Annotated in this window: 21 protein-coding genes; 16 read left to right on the forward strand and 5 right to left on the reverse strand. The window is 68.9% G+C overall.

From position 1 onward, the window contains the following. Window positions 1–18: 18 nt before the first annotated feature. Together ACT3UN_RS00995 and truB are read right to left on the reverse strand one after the other, a co-directional pair. The gene (locus tag ACT3UN_RS00995; RefSeq protein ID WP_301444024.1) at window positions 19–810 is read right to left on the reverse strand and encodes an L-threonylcarbamoyladenylate synthase; all 792 of its coding nucleotides are present in this window, start codon (window positions 808–810) and stop codon (window positions 19–21) included. Between the two features lie 145 nt (window positions 811–955). Next, a complete protein-coding gene (gene truB, locus ACT3UN_RS01000) occupies window positions 956–1,906 on the reverse strand; it encodes a tRNA pseudouridine(55) synthase TruB (protein WP_441578737.1) in 951 nt (316 codons plus the stop codon). A gap of 46 nt (window positions 1,907–1,952) precedes the next feature. Between truB and ACT3UN_RS01005 the strand changes: the two genes are divergently transcribed. From ACT3UN_RS01005 to ACT3UN_RS01080, 16 genes are all read left to right on the forward strand, one after another. Further along, window positions 1,953–2,984: a bifunctional riboflavin kinase/FAD synthetase gene (locus ACT3UN_RS01005; RefSeq protein ID WP_441578738.1), complete on the forward strand. Its 1,032-nt coding sequence runs from the start codon at window positions 1,953–1,955 to the stop codon at window positions 2,982–2,984. Window positions 2,985–3,083: 99 nt separating this feature from the next. Next, window positions 3,084–3,353, forward strand: coding sequence for a 30S ribosomal protein S15 (rpsO, locus tag ACT3UN_RS01010; protein WP_441578739.1), 270 nt, complete (start codon window positions 3,084–3,086; stop codon window positions 3,351–3,353). A 232-nt stretch (window positions 3,354–3,585) separates the two neighbouring features. After that, window positions 3,586–4,332, forward strand: a complete 747-nt coding sequence (locus ACT3UN_RS01015) for a type IV toxin-antitoxin system AbiEi family antitoxin domain-containing protein (protein WP_444655809.1) — start codon at window positions 3,586–3,588, stop codon at window positions 4,330–4,332. A gap of 319 nt (window positions 4,333–4,651) precedes the next feature. Then, the gene (locus ACT3UN_RS01020; RefSeq protein ID WP_444655847.1) at window positions 4,652–6,886 is read left to right on the forward strand and encodes a polyribonucleotide nucleotidyltransferase; all 2,235 of its coding nucleotides are present in this window, start codon (window positions 4,652–4,654) and stop codon (window positions 6,884–6,886) included. A gap of 65 nt (window positions 6,887–6,951) precedes the next feature. Further along, entirely contained in the window at window positions 6,952–7,719 is a 768-nt protein-coding gene (gene dapB, locus ACT3UN_RS01025) for a 4-hydroxy-tetrahydrodipicolinate reductase (RefSeq protein ID WP_444655811.1), read from the forward strand. Window positions 7,720–7,740: 21 nt separating this feature from the next. Then, window positions 7,741–8,499, forward strand: a complete 759-nt coding sequence (gene thyX / locus ACT3UN_RS01030) for an FAD-dependent thymidylate synthase (RefSeq protein ID WP_301444239.1) — start codon at window positions 7,741–7,743, stop codon at window positions 8,497–8,499. Window positions 8,500–8,565: 66 nt separating this feature from the next. Then, the gene (gene dapA / locus ACT3UN_RS01035; protein WP_301444238.1) at window positions 8,566–9,468 is read left to right on the forward strand and encodes a 4-hydroxy-tetrahydrodipicolinate synthase; all 903 of its coding nucleotides are present in this window, start codon (window positions 8,566–8,568) and stop codon (window positions 9,466–9,468) included. 7 nt (window positions 9,469–9,475) lie between these two features. Continuing rightward, window positions 9,476–11,722 (forward strand): ribonuclease J, encoded by a 2,247-nt coding sequence (locus tag ACT3UN_RS01040; protein WP_444655813.1) that lies wholly within the window; start codon window positions 9,476–9,478, stop codon window positions 11,720–11,722. A gap of 77 nt (window positions 11,723–11,799) precedes the next feature. After that, complete coding sequence (locus ACT3UN_RS01045; RefSeq protein ID WP_441578744.1) at window positions 11,800–12,414, forward strand: TIGR03085 family metal-binding protein; 615 nt, start codon at window positions 11,800–11,802, stop codon at window positions 12,412–12,414. 90 nt (window positions 12,415–12,504) lie between these two features. Beyond that, window positions 12,505–16,002 carry a DNA translocase FtsK 4TM domain-containing protein gene (locus ACT3UN_RS01050; RefSeq protein ID WP_444655815.1) on the forward strand — a complete coding sequence of 1,166 codons (3,498 nt, stop codon included), beginning with the start codon at window positions 12,505–12,507 and terminating at the stop codon, window positions 16,000–16,002. A 210-nt stretch (window positions 16,003–16,212) separates the two neighbouring features. Next, entirely contained in the window at window positions 16,213–17,289 is a 1,077-nt protein-coding gene (locus tag ACT3UN_RS01055) for a TerC family protein (RefSeq protein ID WP_441582084.1), read from the forward strand. A gap of 111 nt (window positions 17,290–17,400) precedes the next feature. Beyond that, entirely contained in the window at window positions 17,401–18,027 is a 627-nt protein-coding gene (gene pgsA, locus ACT3UN_RS01060) for a CDP-diacylglycerol--glycerol-3-phosphate 3-phosphatidyltransferase (RefSeq protein ID WP_301443442.1), read from the forward strand. Then, window positions 18,020–18,595 carry a CinA family protein gene (locus tag ACT3UN_RS01065; RefSeq protein WP_441578747.1) on the forward strand — a complete coding sequence of 192 codons (576 nt, stop codon included), beginning with the start codon at window positions 18,020–18,022 and terminating at the stop codon, window positions 18,593–18,595. The genes pgsA and ACT3UN_RS01065 overlap by 8 nt, the downstream gene beginning before the upstream one ends. A 103-nt stretch (window positions 18,596–18,698) precedes the next feature. Continuing rightward, window positions 18,699–19,076, forward strand: coding sequence for a helix-turn-helix domain-containing protein (locus ACT3UN_RS01070; protein ID WP_301443439.1), 378 nt, complete (start codon window positions 18,699–18,701; stop codon window positions 19,074–19,076). An 81-nt stretch (window positions 19,077–19,157) separates the two neighbouring features. After that, window positions 19,158–20,003, forward strand: coding sequence for a PspA/IM30 family protein (locus ACT3UN_RS01075; RefSeq protein ID WP_441578748.1), 846 nt, complete (start codon window positions 19,158–19,160; stop codon window positions 20,001–20,003). Between the two features lie 10 nt (window positions 20,004–20,013). Next, window positions 20,014–20,748: a DUF1707 SHOCT-like domain-containing protein gene (locus ACT3UN_RS01080; RefSeq protein WP_444655817.1), complete on the forward strand. Its 735-nt coding sequence runs from the start codon at window positions 20,014–20,016 to the stop codon at window positions 20,746–20,748. 12 nt (window positions 20,749–20,760) lie between these two features. Here the strand turns inward: ACT3UN_RS01080 and ACT3UN_RS01085 are convergent, their stop codons facing one another. From ACT3UN_RS01085 to ACT3UN_RS01095, 3 genes are read right to left on the reverse strand one after another with little or no spacing between them, the layout of a single operon-like run. Then, window positions 20,761–21,390, reverse strand: coding sequence for an energy-coupling factor transporter transmembrane component T family protein (locus tag ACT3UN_RS01085; protein WP_441578750.1), 630 nt, complete (start codon window positions 21,388–21,390; stop codon window positions 20,761–20,763). Continuing rightward, a complete protein-coding gene (locus ACT3UN_RS01090; RefSeq protein WP_301443435.1) occupies window positions 21,387–22,079 on the reverse strand; it encodes an energy-coupling factor ABC transporter ATP-binding protein in 693 nt (230 codons plus the stop codon). Before ACT3UN_RS01090 ends, ACT3UN_RS01085 begins: the two co-directional genes overlap by 4 nt. Further along, window positions 22,076–22,630: a biotin transporter BioY gene (locus tag ACT3UN_RS01095; protein WP_301443441.1), complete on the reverse strand. Its 555-nt coding sequence runs from the start codon at window positions 22,628–22,630 to the stop codon at window positions 22,076–22,078. The genes ACT3UN_RS01090 and ACT3UN_RS01095 overlap by 4 nt, the downstream gene beginning before the upstream one ends. Window positions 22,631–22,678 lie beyond the last annotated feature (48 nt).

Below are 22,678 nucleotides of genomic sequence, written 5' to 3' on the forward strand. Positions count from 1 at the left end.
CCAACTGACCGGTACGGATCAGTAGTAGCCGCCCTGGCGGAAGTCCCAGGAGTTGAACTGGTCGGCGAGGATCAGCACGATCTCGTCGTTGTAGATGCCCTTGCGGATCAGGGTGGGGCAGGGGGTCACGCCGCGCTCACCGTTCTGCTCGGGGACCAGGGTGCCGTCGTCGTCGACCATGGAGACCATCACACCCTGCTCGTAGCGGGTGTCGATGCTCTTGTCCGGCTGGATCGAGGCCACGTAGTCGTTGCCCTCGATGATCAGGTCGGCCTCGCCGGCGATCTCGTCGCCGATGCCCTCGATCAGGCCACGGTTGCCCTGGCCGGACGGGTTGGCGGAGGAGGCGAAGACCAGGCGGCGGTCCTTCTCCCACAGCTCACGGGCGATGTTCTCGCCGGGGGTGCCGAACTTCAGGACGAAGCAGCTGGTGTTGCGGGTGTCCGAGGCCAGCTCGCCGGCGCCCTCGGGCATGTACTTGTCCTGCGCACCGTCCTTCCACGGCAGGATGCAGCCCATGAGGATGTCGCGCTCGGCGCAGGTCCGGTAGAAGTTCTCGATCTCCGGGGTCAGCTGGGCGAGCTCCTTGAGCTGCTCCAGCGAACCGCACAGCACCACGCCGGGCTTGTTGCGCTTACGGTGCTTGACAGCGAACTTGCGCTCCAGGCCCTCGCGGTCGCTGGTGGCGATGATGTAGCCGACCTTGGTCGGGGTGACCACGATGTGGCCCGGCGTGCGGAGCAGGTCGACGGCCTCCTGCTGCAGTCCGCCGTTCCACTGGATCTGGCGGGAGTTCTCGTTCTCTGCCATGGCTTCCTCTCTGACGTCCAACTGTTTGGCTGTATCTTCACCGCACCCCCGCCCGTCTCACTGGTCGGGAGAGTCAGTCTCACACTCTGGCATTGTAGAGTACCGGCGTGAGACGCGCTGAATCGGGGGCCGAATGGTGTCGCGCTCAGTCCATGCCCGCCGGACGCGCCACGAACACGCTGGCCGCGCGCCGTCCCTTCTCCTCCAGCAGCGCGATCGCCCGGCCGTCCGGCGTGACCGCGGCGTACACCCCCTTGGTGCCCTCCGGCTCCAGCCACTTGCCCAGCGACAACGCCACACCCTCGTCGGCGCTGACCTCGCGCACGGGGAAGCAGGTCGACATCGCCGCGTCGAGCCCCAGGGACAGCTCCGGGGCGGCGTCGGTGGTGTCGCGCACCTGCAGCAGGGCGTCCAGCGTCCGGGCGTCCCGGATGTCGAACGGGCCCACGCTGGTGCGACGCAGCGCGCTGAGGTGCCCGCCCACGCCCAGCGCCTCGCCCACGTCGCGGGCGATGGAGCGGATGTAGGTGCCCGAGGAGCAGTGCACGGAGACGTCCACCTCGCAAGCACCGTCGGGTGCGCCGAGGCGCACGTCGGTGACGTCGAGGGAGTGCACGGTGACCGGACGCTCCGGCAGCACCACGTCCACCCCCTCGCGCACCAGCTCGTGGGCGCGACGCCCGTTGACCTTGATCGAACTGACACTGCTGGGGCGCTGCATGATCTCACCGGTCTGCGCGGCGAAGGCCTCGCGCACACGCTGCTCGGTCAGCGACGCCAGGGCGTCCGGCGCGGCGGTGGTCAGCACGTCACCCTCCACGTCGTCGGTGACCGTCGAGGCGCCGAGGCGCACCGTGGCCTCGTAACGCTTGTCGTGGGTGACCACGTGGGCGAGAAACTTCGTACCGCGTTCCACCCCGATGACCAGCACGCCGGTGGCCATCGGGTCCAGTGTCCCGGAGTGGCCCACCCGCCGGGTGCCGAATACTCGGCGACAGCGGGCGACCACGTCATGGCTGGTCATTCCGGCGGGTTTGTCCACGACGACGAGGCCGGAGCGGGCGATGAGCCCCACGGCCGATTCACTTCCAGGCATGGAGCACAGTCTATGTGGTGGGCCACGATGTCGTAGTGTTGTGCCCGTGGATATCTGGAATGGACTGGACGAGGTTCCCTCGGACCTCCAGGGAAGCGTCGTGACGATCGGTGTCTTCGACGGGGTGCACCGCGGGCACCAGAAACTCATCGGCACCGCCGTGGACAAGGCTCGCGAGCTCGACGTCCCCGCGCTGATGATGACCTTCGACCCGCACCCCACGGTGATCTTTCTGCCGAAGAACGTGCCGCCGCTGCTGGCGACCGTGGAACAGCGCGCCGTCAGTGCCGCCCGCTACGGCATCGACGGCATGGTCGTGGTCGCCTTCGACGACGAGATCATCTCCTGGAGCCCCGAGGAGTACTTCCGCAACGTCATCGTGGACCGCTTCAAGGCTCGCGCCGTGGTGGTGGGGGAGAACTTCACCTTCGGCAGCCAGGCGTCCGGCACCGCCGAGACGATGAAGGAGCTCGGGGAACGCTACGGCGTGGAGGTCGTCGTGCACGGGCTGCTGCGCGACGGTGACGAGGACGGTGACGAGGACGGTGACGAGGACGGGGGAGACGACGGCCACACCGTGTGCTCGTCCTGGATCCGCGAACGCCTCGCCGCCGGCGACGTCGCCTCCGCCGCCGGCGCGATCGGCCGCAACTTCACCGTGCGTGGCGTGGTCACCCGCGGTGCAGGACGTGGCGGGGCCGCGTTGGGGTTCCCGACCGCCAACCTCTACTTCCCGGACAGCCAGGCGCTGCCCTCCGACGGCGTCTACGCCGGCGACCTGCGCATCCTGCCGACGCAGAAGGATCCCGCCGGCGCGCTCGTCGGCGACATGCCGGTCGACGTGCACCTGCCCGCGGCGATCTCCGTGGGCACCAACCCCACCTTCGGCGACGAGACCCGCAGCGTGGAGGCCTTCGTCCTGGACCGCGACGCCGACCTGTACGGACGCAAGGTCACCGTCAGCTTCATCGAGCACATCCGTGGCCAGGAGACCTACGACGGGCTGGACGAACTGGTCACCGCCATCGGCAACGACGTCGCCGCCACCCGACGATTGGTCCCGGCCGAGCGCGGATGATAGTGTCGGTCGGTCTGTGACTGTGGTTCGCGGTAGTCACAACGGCGTGTCGAACGTCTACTTTTTGCGCGGACTGAAACAACAATCAGGAGAATCACCATGGCTCTGACCAAGGACCAGAAGGCTGACACCCTCAAGGAGTTCGGTCTCCACGAGACCGACACCGGCTCCCCCGAGGCGCAGGTCGCGCTGATGACCGTGCGTATTCGTCAGCTCACTGAGCACCTCAAGTTCCACAAGCACGACCACCACTCCCGCCGCGGCCTGCTGCTGCTGGTCGGTCGTCGCAAGCGACTGCTGAAGTACCTGCAGGAGAACAACGTCGAGCGTTACCGTTCCCTGATCGAGCGCCTGGGCCTACGTCGCTAGTCGACCTCTCCCAGTGACCCCGCGGATTCATTCCGCGGGGTTTTCGCGTGTGGTGACGGGGGCGGCCGGCGCAATCCCTGCATTTCGGTTCCCTCGCTGCCACGGTCGGTGCAGATGTGCAGACTTTACGCAGGACCATCCCCCGGGGGCAGGGGAGTGCCGTAGTGTTCGTGTGCAGAACGACACGGTACCGGGGAGGGTGACCATGGGTGGGGTGGGGAAGGATCATGCGGTGTGGAGCACCGCGCAACTGTCGGCGCGGGGACTCACACGCCACGGGATTGCGACGAAGGTGGCGAACGGGGAGTTGATCCGGCTCGCCCGCGGGTACTACGCGGCCGGGGACGTCTCCGAGATGCAGGTGCTGCAGGCCCTCGCCGCCGGGCACGACGGCCTGGTGTTCCGCGGGACCACGGCCGGCGCGATCTACGGGGGGGGGTGCGAGAAGATGAGCTGGCCGGCGCAGGCCTACCTTCCGCGCGGCGGGGCCCGCAGCGGAGGAGCGCTGTTGGACGTCCGGACCCGCGCGCGTCCCCGGACGCGGCGCGTCGAGGGGCTCGACGTGATCACGCCGGTGCAGACCGCGGTCGAGCTGATGCAGGACGTCCCGGCGCAGCATCTCGGTGAGATGCTCGCGCGTGCGTACCCGGGGGTGAAGGGAAACGACGTCCTGGCGTCCGACATCGCTGCGCTGTCGCGCAGCCGCCGGGGCGCGGTGGCAGGGCTGCTCGACGGGGTCGTCACCGGCACCGCCAGCAACCGGGAGGCCAGGGTGCTCGTCGAGATCGACAGCTTCGCCTTCCACGGTGCCGGTGGGGCGAAGGCGGGTGAACGCACCTTCGTCGTCGACCGGTGGAAGGGGAACATGGCGACGAGGTGGGGGTGGGCGCTGTTGCGCTACACCGACCGGTGTATCGGCGGTGCGCTTGCGCATGTGGTGGACGAGCCGGAGCAGCGAATCATGCCTGACGTGGTGTAAGGTGATCTGCGGCAATTGTCCAGGATTTCCGAATCACGAAAGACCGCTCCCACCGTCGGCACCGATGATCGACACCGGGAACATCAAAGACGTAGAAGGCAGACACACCAACGTGACTTCCCAGAACGAGAACGACACCCAGGCCAAGAAGGCCCCGGCGAAGAAGGCACCGGCCAAGAAGGCCCCCGCCAAGAAGACCCCCGCGAAGGCCAGCGCGGGCACCACCGCCACCTCGAAGGCGCCGGCCAAGAAGGCCCCCGCAAAGAAGGCTCCGGAGAAGAAGGCCACCAAGCCCGCCCCGACGCACACCGCGGAGCTCATCGACCCGGACTCCGGCGTCTGGGAGTCCACCGCCACCATCGACAACGGTGACTTCGGTACCCGCACGGTCTCCTTCGAGACCGGGCTGCTGGCCCGTCAGGCCGACGGTGCGGTCACCGCATACCTCGACGACGACACCATGATGCTGTCGACCACCACCGCCTCGAAGAAGCCGAAGGAGAACCTCGACTTCTTCCCGCTGACGGTGGACGTCGAGGAGCGCATGTACGCCGCCGGACGCATCCCCGGCAGCTTCTTCCGCCGCGAGGGTCGCCCCGGCTCCGAGGCCGTGCTGGCCTGCCGCCTGATCGACCGCCCGCTGCGTCCGACCTTCGCCAAGGGCATCCGCAACGAGGTCCAGGTCGTGGTGACCGTCATGTCGCTGGACCCCGACGACATGTACGACGTCGTCGCCATCAACGCCGCCTCCGCCTCCACGCAGCTCTCCGGCCTGCCGGTCTCCGGCCCGGTCGGTGGCGTGCGCATGGCTCTCGTCGTCGACGAGGACCACGCCGAGGGCCAGTGGGTCGCCTTCCCGAACCGTCAGCAGCAGGAGAAGGCCGTCTTCGAGCTCGTCGTCGCCGGACGCGTCGTCGAGCCGGTCCGTACGGGCCGCAGCCGCCGCAAGCCCGCCCCGGGCGAGAACGTCGCCATCATGATGGTCGAGGCCGGCGCGACCGACAACGTCGTCGAGCGCGTCGCCGAGGGTGCCCCGGCACCGACCGAGGCCATCGTCGCCCAGGGTATCGACGCCGCGCGCCCGTTCATCGCGGAGCTGTGCGGTGCACAGGCCGCACTGGCCGACGCCGTCGACACCCAGGCCCGCAACTTCGAGCTCTTCCCGCCCTTCGGCGAGGACGTCTTCGCCGCCGTGGAGTCCGAGTCCGCCACCAAGCTGGCCGGCATCATGGCCATCGCCGACAAGGCCGAGCGCGACGAGCAGCTCTCCGCCGACATGGCGGAGGTCGTCGACGCCCTCGAGCCGCAGTTCGAGGGACGCTCCTCCGAGATCCGCAACGCCCACAACGAGGTCACCCGTCAGCTGGTGCGCAGCCGCATCCTGACCGACGGTTTCCGCATCGACGGCCGCGACGCGACCGCCATCCGCGACCTCGGCGTGATGATCGACCTCGTCCCGCGCGCACACGGCTCCGCCCTGTTCGAGCGTGGCGAGACCCAGATCCTGGGTGTCACCACCCTGGACATGCTGAAGATGGAGCAGACCATCGACAGCCTCAGCCCGGTGGACTCCAAGCGCTACATCCACCACTACAACTTCCCGCCGTACTCCACCGGTGAGACCGGACGCGTCGGCTCGCCGAAGCGCCGCGAGATCGGCCACGGCGCGCTCGCCGAGCGTGCCCTGCTGCCGGTGATCCCGTCCCGCGAGGAGTTCCCCTACGCCATCCGCCAGGTCTCCGAGGCGCTGAGCTCCAACGGCTCGACCTCGATGGGCTCGGTCTGCGCCTCGACGCTGTCGCTGTACAACGCCGGCGTGCCGCTGAAGGCCCCGGTGGCGGGTATCGCCATGGGCCTGGTCACCGGTGAGGTCGACGGCAAGGACACCCACGTGACCCTGACCGACATCCTCGGAGCCGAGGACGCCTTCGGCGACATGGACTTCAAGGTCGCCGGCACCGCCGACTACGTCACCGCCCTGCAGCTCGACACGAAGGTCGACGGCATCCCCACCGACGTCCTCGTCGCCGCGCTGTCGCAGGCACGTGGTGCGCGCCTGGAGATCCTGTCCACCATGGGCGAGGCCATCGCCGGCCCGGAGGAGATGAGCGAGTTCGCCCCGCGCATCACCACCGTGAGCATCCCGCAGAACAAGATCGGTGAGCTGATCGGGCCGAAGGGCAAGACGATCAACCAGATCACCGAGGAGACCGGCGCCAACATCTCCATCGAGGACGACGGCACCGTGTTCATCTCCGCCGCCGACGGCAAGGCCGCCGAGGCAGCGCTGGACAAGGTCAACTCCATCGCCAACCCGCAGCTGCCGAAGGTCGGCGACCGCTACCTGGGCACCGTGGTGAAGACCACCGCCTTCGGCGCGTTCGTCTCCCTGCTGCCGGGCCGCGACGGCCTCGTCCACATCTCCAACCTCGGCGGCGACCGCCGGGTGGAGAAGGTCGAGGACGAGCTCTCCGTGGGCCAGTCCCTCGAGGTCGAGATCGCCGACATCGACAACCGGGGCAAGATCTCCCTGGTCCTCGTCGACGCCGAATAGGCACCCCGGCACACCCCGGCACACCACTGCCAGCCACACACCGAACAACCCAGGAGGATATGCACATGACGAAGGTCGGAGTTCTCGGAGCACACGGACGGGTCGGCACCGCCGTCGTCGCCGCCGTGGAGAAGACCGAGGGGCTGGAGCTCTCCGCGGCCCTGGACCACGGTGACGACCTCGAGGCCCTGGTCACCAGCGGCACCGAGATCGTCGTCGACTTCACGGTCCCCGACGCCGTCATGGGCAACCTGGAGTTCTGTGTGGGCCACGGCATCCACGCCGTGGTCGGCACCACCGGCTGGACCCCGGAGCGTTATGACACGCTGCGCGGCTGGCTGGCGGACAACCCGTCCACCGGTGTGCTCGTGGCACCGAACTTCGCCATCTCGGCGGTGCTGACGATGAAGCTGGCGGAGATCGCCGCGCCGTACTTCGACTCCGCCGAGGTCATCGAACTGCACCACCCGAACAAGAAGGACGCCCCGTCCGGCACGGCGGTGCACACCGCCGAGGGCATCGCCCGCGCCCGGCAGGCCGCCGGTCTCGGCGCGCAGCCGGACGCCACGGACCAGGAGCTCGACGGTGCCCGTGGCGCCGACGTCGACGGCGTGCCGGTGCACGCGGTGCGTATGACGGGCATGGTCGCCCACGAACAGGTGATCCTGGGTGCGGCCGGTCAGACCCTGACCATCAAGCAGGACTCCTACGACCGTGAGTCCTTCGTCCCGGGCGTGCTGCTGGGCCTGGACAAGGTGCCGTCCACCCCGGGGCTGAGCATCGGGCTGGAGAAGTTCCTCGGCCTCGACACCCTCGGCGTCCCGGCCGAGTAGCGGGCGGGGAGCAGAGGACCGATGTCCACCAGCGCGGAATTCTCCGCACGCCTGATCTCCCAGACCACGTTCACCCCGCCGCAGGACGTGCCCTGGGAGCCGTCGCCCACCGGCGGTGACGCCTCGAACCTCGTGGAGTTCGCCGGACGCGCCTGCTACGAGACGTGGGACCGTCCGAACCCGCACACCGCGGCGAACGACGCCTACGTCCGGCACATCCTGGACGTCGGGCACCTGAGCCTGCTGGAGCACGCCTCGGCGGGGGTGTACCTGCGTGGGGTGTCCCGCTCGTGTGCGCACGAGATCATGCGCCACCGTCACTTCTCCTTCAGCCAGCTCTCGCAGCGCTACGTGCCGCAGGAGCAGTCCGCGGTGGTGGTGCCCGACGTCATCGCCGAGGACCCGGAGGTCGCCGAGCTGCTGCTGCACGCCACCGACGTGGCGCGCGACGCCTACGACGAGCTCCTCGAGGCCCTCGAGGAGCGTGCCTCGGGAGAGACCAACTCGGTGCTGCGTGCCAAACAGGCGCGTCAGGCGGCGCGTGCGGTGCTGCCCAACGCCACCGAGACGCGTTTCGTGATGACGGGCAACATGCGCTCCTGGCGCCACTTCATCGGCATGCGCGCCGCCGAGCACGCCGATCCGGAGATCCGCCGGGTGGCGGTGGAGTGCCTGGGGCTGCTCAGGACGGTCAGCCCGGAGATCTTCGACGATTTCACGGTGACCGAACTTCGCGACGGCACGACCATGGCGACCAGCCCTTACGTGGCCGACATCTGAGCGCCACGGCGCGCCGGAGGGGGTCCTGGTACACATCGGGGCCCGTGGGCGGTAACCTATGCTGACATGAGCACAGGTATGACAGCGACAACAGGCGCCGAGATCTTCGGCACGGTCTCTGTGGCGATGGTGACGCCCTTCACGAAGGACGGCAGCATCGACCTGGACGCCGGCGTATCCCTGGCGGGACACCTGGTGGACCAGGGTTGCGACGCTCTTGTTCTGAGCGGCACCACGGGTGAGTCACCCACGGTCCGCCCCTCGGAGAAGATCGACCTGCTCAAGGCAGTCCGTGCCGAACTCGGCGACAGCGTGAAGCTCGTCGCCGGCAGCGGAACCTACAGCACCGCGGAGTCCGTGGAGCTGTCGAAGGCGTCCGCCGACGCTGGCGCGGACGGTCTGCTCGTGGTCACCCCGTACTACTCCCGTCCGAGTCAGGAAGGGCTCTACCAGCACTTCAGCACGGTTGCTGATGCGGTGGACACCCCTATCTGCCTCTACGACATCCCGTCCCGCACCGTGGTCCCGATCGAGTCCGACACGATTCGTCGACTCGCCGACCACCCCAACATCCAGGCGGTGAAGGACGCCAAGGGCGACCTGCCCGCGGCGATGCAGCTGCTGGAGGAGACGGACCTGGCGTGGTACTCAGGGGATGACCCGTTGAACGTGCCGTGGCTCGCCGTGGGGGCGACCGGCGTGATTTCCGTCATCGGACACGTCGCGGCCCCGCAGCTGCGCGCACTCCGCGACGCCGTCGACGCCGGTGACATCACCGGCGCCCGGACGATCGCCAACCGCCTGACCCCGCTGACCCGTGCCCAGGCCCGGCTCGGAGGGGTGGCTTTCGCCAAGGCGGCACTCAAACTTCAAGGAATCGAGGTGGGCGCACCGCGCCTCCCGATCATCGAACCCACGCCGGACGAGTACGACCGGCTGGCAGAGGACCTGCGTGACGCAGGAATTTAAGGACAACATGACTGAGAATCGTTCCCGGGCACGCAAGGTGACCCGGAAGGCCGCTCCGCCGAGCGCTGACACCAGCGCAGCGGACGTGAGCACCACCTTCAACGACGGTGGCCAGGCCAAGGCCGCAGCGGCCGAGCAGGCCAGCACCGCCGAGCAGGGTGGCAACACCGAGCAGGCGGGCTCCGCCGAGCAGGGTGGCAACACCGAGCAGGCGGGCTCCGCCGAGCAGGGTGGCAACAACAACGGTGGCGGCAACCGCACCCGTTCGCGCCGTTCCCGCGGCCGTGGCAACTCCGGCAACGCCAACTCCGGCAACGGTGGCGGCAACAACAACGGCGGCGGCAACGGTGGAAACGGTGGCGGCAACAACCGCAACCGTGGCAACGGTGGAGGCAACCGCAACAACAACAGCGGCAACAACCGCAACCGTGGCAACCGTGGTGGAAACAACGGCGGCAACAACGGTGGAAACCAGGGCGGCGGCCGCCGTGGCACCGTGCAGACGATGCAGGGTGCCGACCTCACCCAGCGTCTGCCCAAGCCGCCGGCAGCGCCGAAGGACGGCATGCGCATCATCGCGCTCGGCGGTATCTCCGAGATCGGCCGCAACATGGCCGTCTTCGAGTACCACAACCGCATCATCATCATCGACTGCGGCGTGCTCTTCCCGTCCTCCGGTGAGCCGGGCGTGGACCTGATCCTGCCGGACTTCTCCTACCTGGACGACAAGTGGGACCGCGTCGAGGCCCTGGTGGTCACCCACGGTCACGAGGACCACATCGGTGCGATCCCGTGGCTGCTCAAGCAGAAGGCCGACCTGCCGATCCTCGGCTCGCGGTTCACCTGCGCCCTCATCGCGGCGAAGTGCCAGGAGCACCGTCTGCGTCCGAAGCTGATCGAGGTCGACGACACCTCCCACGAGAACCGTGGCCCCTTCGACATCCGCTTCTTCAACGTCGGCCACTCCATCCCGGAGTGCCTCGGTGTCGCCCTGAAGACCGGCGCCGGCATGATCGTGCACACCGGTGACGTGAAGCTGGACCAGACCCCGGCCGACGGACGTCCCACCGACCTGCCGGCACTGTCGCGCTTCGGCGACGAGGGCATCGACCTGTTCCTGTGCGACTCCACCAACGCGACCACCCCCGGTGTGTCGCCGTCGGAGGCGGCGATCGGCCCGAACCTGCGCCGTATCGTCACCGAGGCCAAGCAGCGCGTGATCATCGCGTCCTTCGCGTCCAACGTCGCCCGCGTGCAGATGGCGGTCGACGCCGCCGTCGCCGCCGGCCGCAAGGTCGCCTTCAGCGGCCGTTCGATGATCCGCAACATGGAGATCGCCGAGCGTCTCGGCCTGTTGACCGCCCCGCGCGGCACCATCGTCCAGATGGACGAGGCCGCCCGCATGGCACCGCACAAGGTCGTGCTGATCACTACCGGTACCCAGGGTGAGCCGATGGCCGCGCTGTCGCGCATGGCGCGTCGCGAGCACCGGCAGATTACCGTGCGTCCGGGCGACCTGATCGTCCTGTCCTCGTCGCTGGTCCCCGGCAATGAGGAGGCCGTCTTCGGCGTCATCAACATGCTCTCGCAGATCGGCGCCGAGGTCATCACCGGCAAGGACGCCATGGTGCACACCTCCGGCCATGGCTACTCCGGCGAGCTGCTGTTCCTGTACAACGCCGCCCGTCCGCGCAACGCGATGCCGGTGCACGGCGAGTGGCGCCACCTGCGCGCCAACCGCGAGCTGGCCATCTCCACGGGTGTCGCCCGCGACCACACCGTGCTCGCGCAGAACGGCGTGGTCGTCGACCTGGTCAACGGTCAGGCCTCCGTGGTCGGCCAGATCCAGGTCGGCAACCTCTACGTCGACGGCGTCACCATGGGTGACGTGGGAGCCGAGGAGCTCGAGGACCGCACCGCGATGTCCGAGGGCGGCCTGATCTCCGTGACCGTGGTCGTGGACAACCGCACCGGCCGTCCGCTGGAGGATCCGCAGGTCCAGGCCCGCGGCTTCTCCGACGCGTCGAAGGACATGATGCGTCAGGTCGCCGAGCTGGTCGACAACGTGATGCTCGACCAGTCCGGCTCCGGCGAGACCGACCCGTACCGTATGGCGCAGACGCTGCGCCGCAAGGTCGCGAAGTTCGTCAAGGACAAGTGGAAGCGCGAGCCGTTCATCGTGCCCACCGTGGTCCCGATGACGAGCGAGATCGTCGAAGAGCTCGACCCGGAGGACCACGTCCCCTCCCTGTAGTCCGGTGGAGCCGGCTCGACCGGTACAACCGGTACTCCGCACACGGTCCGCCCGGACCCGGCGTAGCATCGTGAGACATGACAGTCTCCCACGATGAACGCCTGGCCCTGGCGGACCTTCTGCTGTCCCTGGGCCCCGATGAGCCCACGCTGTGCGAGGGGTGGGCGACCCGTGACCTCGCCGTGCACCTGGTGCTGCGCGAGTACCGTCCGGACGCGATGGCCGGGATGTTCCTGCCGCCGCTGTCCGGGCACCTGGATTCGATGACCTCCCGCTACGAGGGGCGTCCCTTCGAGGAGCTCGTGGAGCTCTACCGCGACGGCCCGCCCGTGTGGAACCCGATGCGGCTGGGCGACCGGTTCATCAACCTGGGCGAGAACTTCGTCCACCACGAGGACGCCCGCCGTGGGGGAGGGGAGTGGACCCCGCGTGACCTGCCCGCGGGCACGAGGGACACGCTGTGGCGCGCGGTGTCGCAGATGGCACGCGGGCTGATCCGCAGCTCCGGGGTGTCGGTCACGCTGGTGCGTACCGACGGTGCCGGGGAGTCGGTGACCGTGGGAAACACGTCCCCCGGGGTGACCGTGACCGGTGAGGCCGGCGAGCTTCTCCTGTGGATTTACGGCAGGATTAAGGCCTGTGACGTGACCGTGGAGGGCAATGAGGAGGACGTGCGCCGGGTCAGCCTGTAAGTAGGGTTTCGTCGGTCGCCCGGCAAATGTCACGGATGTGACGCGTGTTGCGACTGTTAATGGTGGGGTCGCCGGGCTACACTGGCGCGCATGTCAACGACCAGTCGCACGCGTACCTCTCCCGGGACCTCCTCCCGGCGCTCCACTGGGCGTTCCACCCGTCCGTCCGGCAACGCACCCAAGCGCGCCGCGACGCAGACCAGACGGATGCCGTCCTACGACACGACCGACTTCGAACGAACCGGCGGCGCGTTCAGCGCCGTGGGGTCGTCGGTGGGGTCGATGTTCGGCGGCATGTCCCGCGGTATCGGTGGGCTCGCACGCAAGTTGTCGGTGAAGACGCCCGACGCCCCGGACGACGCCTACGGCGATGACGGCGGCCAGGGCGGCCACGACGCCGCCGAACTGCCCACGACCGTGATCGACAGGGCCTCCGGCGGCAGGAGGAAGTCCGGCACAAAGAAAGCTGGCACCAAGAAGAAGACCGCACCGAAGGGAGTGGACAGGCACGTGGAGGACGACAGGACGGCGTCCGGCGCAGGTAGCGACGTGACCGAGGACGACGACCGGGACCAGCTCGGCGACGCGCCGCGCGAACGCGTGGGAGGCGGCGCCGACGGCCCGGCCCTCGGCGCCCTCGCCCTCGCGCTCATCGTCGCCGGGACGTCCTGGTTCGGCGTCGGCGGCACCGTCGGCGGCGGCATCGACTTCGTGCTGACCTACCTCATCGGTGCCGCCGCCCTGCTGGTCCCGGTGCTGCTGGCAGCCACGGCCTGGATCCTCATGGTCGGCGTCGACACCACCCAGCACTCCCGGCTGCGCCTCGGCGCTGGCATCGGAATCATCGTGCTGGCAGTCCTCGGCATCATCCACATCCTCGCCGGACAGCCCGGCACCGTGGAGGGACGGGCGTCCGCCGGCGGCATCGTGGGCCAGTTCGTCGGCACACCCATGGCCGTGGGTTTCAGTGAGTACGTCGCGGTCCCGCTGCTGCTGATGGTCATCGTCTACGGCGGCCTGCAGCTCACCGGCATGACCGTGCGCCAGCTCGTGTCCTCGCTCGCCGGCTGGCTCGGCTACCGTGCCCGCAGCCGGGCCGGTTCCCGGGGGGACTATGACGACTACGGCGACGAGGACTACGACGAGTACGCCTCCGTCGACCGCGAACTCGACGACGCCGTGCGCCAGGACCGCGCCCCGCGTTCCACCTCCGCGATGAGCAGGACGCGACGCGCCCCTGCGTCCGCTGGGCCCGCTGCGTCCGCCGAGTCCCGCGCGGCCCGCCGCCCGTCGCCGATGGACAATTACCCGGTGGACTCCAACTCCAGCTCCAGTTCCGACGACCAGGCGACCCTGGTGTTCCGGGGCAAGAGCCCGCAGGAGCTGGCGGACCCGGGTGCCCCGGTCGAGGACGACGACCTCCAGGCGCCCACCGTCGGTGGTGCGGCACCGGCCACCCGTGGCTCGCGCCCGGCCGCGACCTCGGGTATCGACGACGACCTCTTCGGCGAGGACTCATCCTCCGCAGCTTCTGCTGCCCCCGTCGCGAAGACGCCCGCACCCAAGACCCCTGCGCCGGCGAGCTCGGTGCCCGCGGTGGCGCCGGTGGCGGCACCCGCGGCTGCGGCGGCTGGCGCAGCTGGCGCTGCTGCGGCGGCTGGAGCCGGTGCGACCCGCACCGCGCCTGCGGCGTCCGGGCAGTCCGCCGCGGACGACCGCGAGGAGACCCGCCGCCGTATCCTCGCGCGCTCCGGCGCCGACCCGGACGCCGCGAGCGCGTCGGCGGCGTCCGGTGCGTCCGGAACGTCCGGGGTCGAGGAGACCCCGCCCGTGGCCGACGTGACCTCGGCCGAGTACCTCCTGCCGTCCACCGAACTGCTGGTTCCCGGTGAGGCCGCCAAGACCCACAGCGAGGCCAACGACCGGATGATCGAGGCGATCACCGAGGTCTTCGCCGAGTTCAAGATCGACGCCCAGGTCACCGGTTTCTCCCGCGGACCCACCGTGACCCGCTACGAGATCGAGCTCGGCCCGGGTGTGAAGGTCTCCAAGATCACCAATCTGCAGTCCAACCTCGCCTACGCCGCGGCCACCGACAACGTGCGGCTGCTCACCCCGATCCCCGGCAAGTCCGCCGTGGGTATCGAGGTGCCCAACAGCGACCGCGAGATGGTCCGCCTCGGCGACGTGCTCAACGCCCCCAACGTCCACGACGACCCCGACCCGATGCTCATCGGGCTGGGCAAGGACATCGAGGGCACCTTCGTGGCGCACTCGATCCAGAAGATGCCGCACCTGCTCGTCGCCGGTTCCACCGGTTCCGGTAAGTCCGCCTTCGTCAACTCCCTGCTGGTGTCCGTACTGACGCGCGCGACACCGGAGGACGTGCGCCTGATCCTCATCGACCCGAAGATGGTGGAGCTGACCCCCTACGAGGGCATCCCGCACCTGGTGACCCCGATCATCACGCAGCCGAAGAAGGCCGCCGCCGCCCTGACCTGGCTGGTCGAGGAGATGGAGCAGCGCTACATGGACATGAAGTCCACGCGCGTGCGCCACATCAAGGACTTCAACCGCAAGGTGAAGTCCGGTGAGATCACCACGCCCGCCGGCTCCGAGCGCGAGTACCACCCGTACCCGTACATCGTCTGCGTCGTCGACGAGCTCGCCGACCTGATGATGACCGCGCCCAAGGAGATCGAGGACGCGATCGTGCGCATCACCCAGAAGGCCCGTGCCGCGGGCATCCACCTGGTGCTCGCCACGCAGCGTCCCTCCGTGGACGTGGTCACCGGCCTGATCAAGACCAACGTGCCCTCCCGCCTGGCCTTCGCGACGTCGTCGCTCACCGACTCCCGCGTGATCCTGGACCAGGGTGGTGCGGAGAAGCTCATCGGCATGGGCGACGGGCTGTTCATCCCGCAGGGTGCGGGCAAGCCGCTGCGCATGCAGGGCGCGTTCGTCACCGATGAGGAGGTCCAGGCCGTGGTCGACGCGGCCAAGGACCAGGCCGAGCCCGACTACACCGACGGCGTCACCGAGGACAAGGCCGCTGAGGCGAAGAAGGACATCGATCCGGACATCGGCAACGACCTGGAGGACCTGCTGCAGGCCGTGGAGCTCGTGGTCACCAGTCAGTTCGGCTCGACCTCGATGCTGCAGCGCAAGCTGCGCATCGGCTTCGCCAAGGCAGGACGCCTGATGGACCTCATGGAGACCCACGGGGTCGTCGGCCCGTCCGAGGGGTCCAAGGCCCGCGACGTGCTGGTCAAGCCCGAGGAGCTGGACACCATCGTCTGGATGCTCAAGGGTGCAGACCCGGCCGAGGCTCCGAAGGACGCCCAGGGCGAGGCCGATGCCTGGGGCGACGAGTACGGCGAGGACGACTACGCGCAGGATGACTACGCCGCCGTCCCCACCGCCGATACCGCCGCCGCCGGCAGTGCCGGCAGTGCGCCGGCCGGTGACACCCCGGGCGGCTACCCGGACCAGGACAGCGACCCCACCGGGGAGATCCCCGTGGTCCAGGCGCAGGACGAGCCGCGCGTGGTGCGCGCCGACCCGTCCGGTACCGCCGGCGTGTTCTAGGGCTCCTCGTCCCGCGTCGTCGGGAGGGACCCCCGGGGCGGGCTTCTGGTATAGTCCTGAGACGTCAGGAGGGGAGTACCCCGCCCACGGCACTGATCGTCAACACGGCGACCGTCATCGGTCCCCGGTCGTGCCGGCCACCAGGAGTGACACTGCTGGTGGTGGGGGAGACCTCCGGTCCACCTAGCCGACCGGAGGTTTCGACCCGTCATGGAAGTTAACGCCCTCACCTGGATCATCACCATCGTGGTGATCGCAGGATTCTTCGTCTTCGACTTCTACGCCCACGTGCGTACCCCCCACGCCCCCACCATCAAGGAATCTGCCTGGTGGAGCCTGTTCTACGTCGCCCTGGCCTGCTGCTTCGGGGTGTTCCTCTGGTTCACCTGGGGTGAGCCCGGCGACCCCCACGTCCACGGGGTGGAGTTCTTCACCGGCTACGTCACGGAGAAGGCGTTGAGTGTGGACAACCTCTTCATCTTCGCCCTGATCATGGGCACGTTCAAGGTGCCGCGGGAGTACCAGCAGAAGGTGCTGCTGATCGGCATCGCCCTGGCGCTGGTCTTCCGCGGTATCTTCATCGCCTTCGGTGCCGCCGCCATCGACGCCTGGTCGGACGTGTTCTACATCTTCGGCATCTGGCTGCTGTGGACGGCGTTCAGCGTGGTCCGCGACGAGGTCTCCGACAAGCCGGAGAAGGACCCCAGCGACATGAAGCTGATAAAGACGCTGAACAAGGCCGTTCCCGTGGCCGACGAGTACCACGGTGACAAGCTGTTTGTGCGTCGGCTCGGCAAGTTCGCCGTGACGCCCCTGCTGGTCTGCCTGGTGGCGATCGGCATGACGGACCTGATGTTCGCACTGGACTCCATCCCGGCGATCTACGGCATCACCCAGGAGCCCTACATCGTGTTCACCACCAACGCCTTCGCGTTGCTGGGTCTGCGCCAGATGTACTTCCTGCTGGACGGACTGCTCGACCGCCTGGTGTACCTGCCCTACGGCCTGGGCGTGATCCTGGCCTTCATCGGTGCAAAGCTGATCCTGCACGCCCTGCACGAGAACGGCCTGCCGTTCATCAACGGTGGCGAGCCGGTGCTGGGTGCCCCCGAGGTGGAGACGGTGACGTCGCTGATCGTTATCGTCGGCGTCCTGGCCGTGACGGTGATCGCCAGCCTGCTGAAGTCGCGCCACGACGCGGGCAAGGACGACGGCGAGGCGGACGGCGAGGCGGACGCGACCGAGGAAGACTCCGGGACCTCCGTAGAGTCCGCTGGCAACCGCTGATGTCGGGCCCCGTCGGTGTTACCCCCGACGGCCGTACTGGGTAGGATGTGAAGGGTGCAAGAGACTCAGCACGAGATGCAGAACAGTGACGATCGCGGCCCCCACGGCACCATGACCGGTGCGCGGCGGTCGCAGTTCGGTCGCGCCGTCCACCGGTTCAACCTCCCCAACGTCCTGACCACCGTGCGGATCATCCTGATCCCGGTGTTCGTGTGGCTGCTCATCGCGGCAGGGCCGTTGCAGGGCGAGCGGGACCTCGACCACGCCCTGCGGTGGTGGGCCCTGGTTGCCTTCTGCGTGCTGATGGCGACCGACCAGCTGGACGGGTTCCTCGCTCGGCGCTACGAGGTGATCACCGACTACGGCAAGCTCGCCGACCCCATCGCCGACAAGGCGTTGATGATCTCGGCGATGGTCTCGCTGAACATCCTCGGCGACCTGTGGTGGTGGGTCACGGTGGTGATCGTGGTCCGCGAGCTGGGTATCACGGTGTGGCGCATGGTCCTGGCCCGTCGGGGCAAGGTCGTGCCGGCCTCCAAGGGCGGCAAGTTGAAGACGGTCCTGCAGACGCTCGCGGTCGCCATGGTGATCGCCCCGCTGCCGGAGTGGACGAACTGGCTGACGTACCCGCTCGTGGGCCTGGCCGTGCTGGTGACTGTGGTCACCGGGGTGCAGTACCTGCTGGATTCGCGTAACCGTGCCGGTGCCGACGGTGCCCCAGGTGCCGCACATGCCTGAGGCAGGGGGCTCGGCGCTGCCGGGGATCCTGGCGCGTCGACTGGTGACCGCCGCGACGTCCGCCGGGTTCACGGTGGCCACCGCGGAGTCCCTGACGGCAGGGGCGATCGCCTCGACGGTGGCGGACATCCCCGGCGCCTCGGCGGTGCTGCGTGGAGGTCTCGTGGTCTACGCCACCGACCTCAAGGCCAGCCTGGCCGGCGTGGATGAGGAATTGCTCGACGCCAGGGGACCGGTGGACCCGGACGTCGCCCGGCAGCTCGCCCGCGGCGCGGCCACCCGTTGTGGTGCCGACATCGGCCTCGGTGTGACGGGCGTGGCAGGGCCGGACAGTCAGGACGGACACCCGGTCGGTGAGGTCTACGTGGCAGTGTGGTTCGCCCCTCGTGCCGGGGAGGAGGCCATCGACCACGTCGTGTCACTGACGGAGGCCGACCTCGGCTCCCCGGGACCCACGGGGCCCTCGCGGCGCGACGTGCGCGCCGCCGCCGCGTCCCGCGCGCTCTCCCTCGCGATTGACGCGGTGGACGCACTGGACGCGCTCAGCGCGGTCGCCGACGATCTCTGAGACGCTCCGGCCCGTCCGGCTCGTCGCGAAGGCAGGACGCCGCGGTCGTCGTAGTCTAGACTTGGCGGGAACAAAAACGGACCCCCAACCGTTGGAGACGGTAATGGCAAAGCACACTTCGGTACTCGAGAAAGAAAGACCCGACGTCGACCTGGCGGGCGTGGACGCAGTGTCCACGACGCTCGCCGAACCCCTCCTGCGTGAGGCCCTCGGCGCGACGTTGCGCGGCTTCCGTGAGGACTCCCACCGCACGCTGCGGGAACTGGCCGTGGCCGCCAACGTGAGCCCCGGCTACCTCTCCGAGCTGGAGCGGGGCCGCAAGGAGGTCTCCTCGGAGCTGTTGGCGAGTGTGTGCGTGGCCCTGGGGATCCGGGTGTCCCAGGTGATCATCGAGGCCGCTGCGATGATGGCGTTCGACGCGGCTGCGGCGGAACTGACCGCCGCCACCCCGGTCGAGCCGGTGTCCGCCGCCGCGCGCTGATATACTTTCGTGGTTGACATCTAGCTGTCACGCACCGACCCTGCGACCTCATCGCCCCGTCCGAAGGAGACGTTCAGACTCATGGCAAACCCGTTCTCTAAGGCCTGGAAGTACCTCATGGCGCTGTTCGACTCGAAGATCGAGGAGAACGCCGACCCGAAGGTGCAGATCGAGCAGGCCATCCGTGAGGCGCAGAACCAGCACCGTCAGTTGTCGCAGCAGGCGGCGGCCGTCATCGGCAACCAGCGTCAGCTGGAGATGAAGCTGAACCGTCAGCTCGCGGAGATCGAGAAGCTCCAGTCCAACACCAAGCAGGCGTTGACGTTGTCGGACAAGGCCCGGTCCGAGGGCGACAACCAGAAGGCCGTGGAGTACGAGAACGCCGCCGAGGCCTTCGCCGCCCAGCTCGTCACCGCCGAGCAGTCGGTCGAGGACATGAAGCAGCTGCACGACCAGTCGCTGCAGCAGGCGGACCAGGCCAAGAAGGCCGTGGAGCGCAATTCGATGCAGCTGCAGCAGAAGGTGTCCGAGCGCACCAAGCTGCTCAGCCAGCTCGAGCAGGCGAAGATGCAGGAGAAGGTTGCGGACTCGCTGCAGTCCATGGACCGGGCCGCCAGTGCGGACTCGCCGAACCTGGACCAGGTCCGCGAGAAGATCGAACGCCGTTACTCCAACGCCCTCGGCCAGGCCGAGCTGGCGGAGAACTCCGTGCAGGGCCGGATGGCAGAGGTCGAGCAGGCCGGCGTGCACATGGCCGGTCACTCCCGCCTGGAGCAGCTGCGTGCGGAGATGGGTGGCGGAAACTCCGGACAGAACGCCGTGTCCGGCTCGGGCTCGCAGCAGGCGATCAACCAGGGGCAAACCCAGGCACAGTCGGTGAATAACGACGCCGTCGCACAGAAGATGCGCGAGCTCCGGGGGGAGTAGGCTTCGTCACATGGTGACCCCGCCCGACGACAGCTCCCGTAGGGAGGCACGCGGGGAGGCCCGTGGCGACGGGGGACATGCGCTGCGGGCCTCGACCGTGGACAGGGAGCGCGTCCTCGCTGAATTGTCCGAGGCAACCGCCCGCGGGCAGATCGACCTGGGGGAGTTTGACGAACGTTGCGCGGCCGCGTGGAGCGTTGGTTCGCGCGCGGACCTCGCCGCACTGCTCGACGACCTCGTCGTCGATCCGATGGCCGTCGTCGCGGGCACGTCCCGCCGCAACGCGGGCGCCTCGCCCGTCCGTCCGCCGGGGTCGGCACTCGCCACGTCCGGCGACGCTAGGGTCACCGGGGTACCGGGCTCGGCGTGGTCGGTCGCGGTGATGTCCGGGGTGGACAAGAAGGGGGAGTGGGCCTGTGCTCGGGCCCACCGGGTGGTCGTCGTGATGGGAGGCGCGCTGCTTGACCTGAGGAATGCCGTCTTCGAGTCCCCGGAGACCGTCGTCACCGTCACCGCGGTGATGGGCGGCGTGCAGATCCTGGTCCCGGAGGACGTCCGGGTGGTCGAGCACGGGTTCGGGTTGATGGGTGGCTTCGGCAGCGCTCGGTCCAGGTCGGTCCGACTACGCGAACGTGATCTGCCGCCCGACGCACCCGTGGTGCGGGTGCGCGGCATCGCCGTGATGGGTGGTGTCGAGGTCAAGACGGTGCCGCGGCGGGCCGCCGGGGAGACCTCGGCGCCGTAGTGGTGGGGGCCGTCAGTCCGCCGCGCCGCGCGCACGCAGTGCGTCGGCAATGGAACGGGCACGCAGGATCGTCCTGACCACGACGGGCACGCCGAAGGCGGTCAGCGACACCGCTGCGGAGCGTGACCCTCGGGCACGCCGGGCGTCCAGCACGTCGTTGACCGCCTGGACCTGCAGAGGGATCAGTCGCAGCGTGAGGGTGAGCGCCAGGCTCACCTGGTCGACCGGGACGCCGAACCGGGCGAAGGGGGCGAGCATCCGCTCGAAGGTGGCCATCATCTCCGACACCCGGGTGGTGAGGGTGAGCACCACCGCCCCGCCGACGGCGGAGAACAGGACGGTGACCATGGTCGCCGCCTGCTGGACGTCGGTGCGCCACCACAGCATCAACCCGAGGAACACCAGTAACGGCAGTGCGCCGCTGAGCTGACGTACCAGCAGCCGTGGGGGGATGCGGGCGATGAGTGCCACGAGGAGGACCAGGGCGATGCAGACAGTTCCCCCTACCCAGGAGTCGACCAGCACGGCGGAGGCCACGAGGAAGACGCTGAGCACGGCCAGCTTCACCCCGGGCGCTGCGCGGTGGACCGGGGACGTCCCCGGCGAGTAGACGCCGAGGGGCACACGGGAGGGGCTGATCACCGGCAGCCCACCTCCGACATCCGGCGGACGTAGGCGGCGATCACGTCGTCCGGGGCACCGTCGTCGACGATCCTGCCGTCGTCGACGCAGATCGTCCGCTCGGCGTCGGCGGCGAGCTCCAGGTCATGGGTGACGGTGATGACCTGCTGCTCCAGGGAGTCCAGGGTGCGGCGCAACCGGTTGCGGTTGACCAGGTCGAGCAGGCAGGACGGCTCGTCGGCGACGACGACCTGTGGCGACAGTGCGGTGATCGAGGCGAGCGCGAGCATCTGCTTCTCGCCGCCGGACAGCAGGTGCGGGGACTGCTCGTCCTTGCCCTCCAGCCCCACCGCACGCAGGGACTCGGCGACCCGTTCGGCGATCTGCGTACGGGACAACCCGGAACCGCGCAGTGAGAAGGCGACGTCCTCGGCCACGCTGGGCATGATGATCTGGTTGTCGGGGTCGGAGAAGAGGAAACCCACGGCACCGCGTACCTTGCGCCCGCGGCGTCCGACGGGGACGCCGTCGACCTCCACCGTCCCGGAGGTGGCGGGGGTCAGGCCGTTGATCATCCTGATCAGGGTCGACTTGCCGGAGCCGTTGGCGCCGATGACGCTGACACGTTGCTCGGTGAGATCCAGGGTCACCGGGTGCAGGAGCGTGGATCCGTCGACGACGACGCCGGCCCTGTCGTAGGTGACGGTCATGCGGCGGCCCCGGACCTGTCCCGTCGGCGTGCGGACGGTGCGAGGTCGGGGACGGCCCGCAGGACGGCGGCGGCGATGAGGGCCGCGACCACCATCTTGACGATGTCACCCGGGATGAACGGTGCGTTGGAGACCAGTGCGCCGGTGAAGTCCATCCCCGCGCGCAGCATCAGGCCGATGCTGCCGCACAGGTACTGCACGCAGACACCGACGAGTCCGGCGACGATGAAGACACCGACGCGTGCGGCATGGCGACGCGGTGCGAGCTGGGCGATGGCGCCGATGACGACGGCGGAGACGACGTAACCGACGATGTAGCCCACCGTGGGGCCGGCGACGGCGGCCAACGCGGGCTTCCAGCCGGCCATGTTCGGCACGCCGAGGAAGCCGACGGAGATGAAGAGCAGCACGGCGAGGCCGCCGCGCTTCCAGCCGAGGATCATCGCCGTCAGGGCGACGCCCATGTTCTGCAGCACGATCGGGACACCGAGGGAGCCGACCGGGATCGTCACCGCGCCGAGCACGATGATCAGGGCGGCGAAGGTCGCCATCAGGGCGATGTCGGTGGCCGTGGACCGTCGACCGCCCCGATTGTTCGG

The organism is Corynebacterium sp. AOP12-C2-36 (assembly GCF_052379185.1).
Classification (GTDB): Bacteria; Actinomycetota; Actinomycetes; order Mycobacteriales; family Mycobacteriaceae; genus Corynebacterium.

Coding starts and splice junctions, on each gene's coding strand:
- dapA (WP_301444238.1), top strand. CDS start 8,566: ATGAGCACAGGTATGACAGCGACAACAGGCGCCGAGATCTTCGGCACG.
- rpsO (WP_441578739.1), top strand. CDS start 3,084: ATGGCTCTGACCAAGGACCAGAAGGCTGACACCCTCAAGGAGTTCGGT.
- pgsA (WP_301443442.1), top strand. CDS start 17,401: ATGACCGGTGCGCGGCGGTCGCAGTTCGGTCGCGCCGTCCACCGGTTC.
- ACT3UN_RS01080 (WP_444655817.1), top strand. CDS start 20,014: ATGGTGACCCCGCCCGACGACAGCTCCCGTAGGGAGGCACGCGGGGAG.
- ACT3UN_RS01095 (WP_301443441.1), bottom strand. CDS start 22,630: ATGGCGACCTTCGCCGCCCTGATCATCGTGCTCGGCGCGGTGACGATC.
- ACT3UN_RS01075 (WP_441578748.1), top strand. CDS start 19,158: ATGGCAAACCCGTTCTCTAAGGCCTGGAAGTACCTCATGGCGCTGTTC.
- ACT3UN_RS01090 (WP_301443435.1), bottom strand. CDS start 22,079: ATGACCGTCACCTACGACAGGGCCGGCGTCGTCGTCGACGGATCCACG.
- ACT3UN_RS01050 (WP_444655815.1), top strand. CDS start 12,505: ATGTCAACGACCAGTCGCACGCGTACCTCTCCCGGGACCTCCTCCCGG.
- dapB (WP_444655811.1), top strand. CDS start 6,952: ATGACGAAGGTCGGAGTTCTCGGAGCACACGGACGGGTCGGCACCGCC.
- ACT3UN_RS00995 (WP_301444024.1), bottom strand. CDS start 810: ATGGCAGAGAACGAGAACTCCCGCCAGATCCAGTGGAACGGCGGACTG.
- thyX (WP_301444239.1), top strand. CDS start 7,741: ATGTCCACCAGCGCGGAATTCTCCGCACGCCTGATCTCCCAGACCACG.
- ACT3UN_RS01040 (WP_444655813.1), top strand. CDS start 9,476: ATGACTGAGAATCGTTCCCGGGCACGCAAGGTGACCCGGAAGGCCGCT.
- ACT3UN_RS01070 (WP_301443439.1), top strand. CDS start 18,699: ATGGCAAAGCACACTTCGGTACTCGAGAAAGAAAGACCCGACGTCGAC.
- ACT3UN_RS01065 (WP_441578747.1), top strand. CDS start 18,020: ATGCCTGAGGCAGGGGGCTCGGCGCTGCCGGGGATCCTGGCGCGTCGA.
- truB (WP_441578737.1), bottom strand. CDS start 1,906: ATGCCTGGAAGTGAATCGGCCGTGGGGCTCATCGCCCGCTCCGGCCTC.
- ACT3UN_RS01045 (WP_441578744.1), top strand. CDS start 11,800: ATGACAGTCTCCCACGATGAACGCCTGGCCCTGGCGGACCTTCTGCTG.
- ACT3UN_RS01055 (WP_441582084.1), top strand. CDS start 16,213: ATGGAAGTTAACGCCCTCACCTGGATCATCACCATCGTGGTGATCGCA.